The following is a 1,753-nucleotide window of genomic DNA, read 5'->3' on the forward strand; positions in this document are numbered from 1 at the left end:
TGTCGCAGTATCATCGAGCAACATGGCGGTCATATCTGGGTCGAGAGTGTTTTAGGTGAGGGCAGCACGTTTTCGTTCATTTTACCGCGCTCTCCTTCAGCTCAAGATAGCAATCCCCACAGCGGTTTGAGCGGCACTCCCGCTTGGGTTGGCTATGTGCCTCACGATCGGGTTTAGTAGGAAGGCTTTAGGCTTTAGGGGGAACTAGAGAGGCACTTCAGCCGCCGCTGGTGGCTCTTAATTGCCGTAAATGCACGATTAGGGCTTGCAACCCTAACTGATAACTATGCGCCCCAAAACCACTAATCTGACCGATAACGATCGCCGCTAGATATGAATGGTGCCGAAATTCTTCGCGCTTGTAAATATTACTTAGATGTACTTCCACTGTCGGCATCTGCACCGCTGAAATCGCATCCCGAATAGCAATACTAGTGTGCGTATATGCTCCAGCATTAATCACAATGCCGTCGTAGCGATCGTGAGCCTCATGAATCGCATCTACCAGCGTACCTTCATGGTTGGATTGGAGCGACGAGATCGTCGTGTCTAGAGAGTTACCCAACTCTACCAACTGGGCATCGATCTGAGCCAATGTCGATGCACCATAAATTCCTGGCTCTCGCAACCCTAACAAGTTAAGATTTGGCCCATGCAGGATTAGTATGCTCAGATCCCCAGCACGATCGGTCATCATCTGCTAATTTTAGATCCCGACTATCGCGATCTCCGCATTCTGTCATCGACAGGGATGGGAATCAATTCAGGTTCTGGCTGCATTTCTGGGCCGAGGATCGCTTCGATCAGTTTGCCTGCCCAGTGCTTCAACTTTTCGAGCACTCTTTCGATATAATCCATCAGATAGCTTACTCCAAGAACGATGTAGCCCATCTCCCGAGATCTACTAACCAACTTGAGAGCGGTTGAGTACGATCGTTTTTCGGTTTAGGTCTCTTACTGTTACCTATTGTAAAGGTAAATCTCAGGAAGATGTGCGGTCGGTTCGAGTCGCGATCGGCAAAATTTTGACTCGATCGCGGCTCGCAAGTCAGTCAGGGTATGTTTTAGAGCCAGATTTATCTCCCTATTTGCGAATTTATTAAGTAAATATTAAGATCGCTACTTTCACTTTTTTCAGAGGATAACTTTTTGGTATTTAAGGCTACAGTCCCCGCTAGGGTTGAGTTTTTGCTGGGAAAATATATACCAAGCCAGATATGAGAGTCAAAGCCACCGCTACCCAAAAAGCTACTAATCCATAAAAATGCCAATTCTCGATCCGCCACGGTAGCGGTGCTGATGAAATTGGGGCGATCGCGATCGCCACAGCGACAATTTGACTGACAGTTTTGAGCTTGCCCCAGATGTTAGCACCACTAATCTGCGCTTGCCCGACGCGCCACCCAGCGATCGTCAATTCTCTCGCCAAAATCAGACAGACGCCGACTGCGGGGACTAGATGTAAATCGATCAGCACCAGTAACGGAATCAAAATTAGTAACTTATCTACCAGCGGATCGAGAATTTTGCCCAGATCGGTGACTAAATCTAACTTTCGGGCGAGATAGCCATCCAACCAGTCAGTTAGTGCCGCTACGATAAACACCCCAAACCCCAGCCACCGGATGCCGATCCGATCGCTATAAAGACAATAAACTACCACAGGCAAGCCCAGCAGTCGCGAAAGTGTGATGGAGTTTGGTAAATTCATAGTCACAAGTGGTGGAGAGAGGGTAATTTACGGGCATACTAG

General features: G+C 48.1%; 3 protein-coding genes. All 3 read right to left on the reverse strand.

Features of this window, described 5'->3' with window-relative positions; genetic code table 11:
• Nucleotides 1–217 precede the first annotated feature (217 nt).
• A complete protein-coding gene (aroQ, locus tag RMO35_RS04440; protein WP_309738832.1) occupies nt 218–697 on the reverse strand; it encodes a type II 3-dehydroquinate dehydratase in 480 nt (159 codons plus the stop codon).
• A gap of 20 nt (nt 698–717) precedes the next feature.
• The gene (locus RMO35_RS04445) at nt 718–858 is read right to left on the reverse strand and encodes a hypothetical protein (protein ID WP_309738833.1); all 141 of its coding nucleotides are present in this window, start codon (nt 856–858) and stop codon (nt 718–720) included.
• A 316-nt stretch (nt 859–1,174) separates the two neighbouring features.
• The gene (gene pgsA / locus RMO35_RS04450) at nt 1,175–1,711 is read right to left on the reverse strand and encodes a CDP-diacylglycerol--glycerol-3-phosphate 3-phosphatidyltransferase (RefSeq protein ID WP_309738835.1); all 537 of its coding nucleotides are present in this window, start codon (nt 1,709–1,711) and stop codon (nt 1,175–1,177) included.
• Nucleotides 1,712–1,753 lie beyond the last annotated feature (42 nt).

Source organism: Chamaesiphon sp. OTE_20_metabat_361 (genome assembly GCF_031364565.1).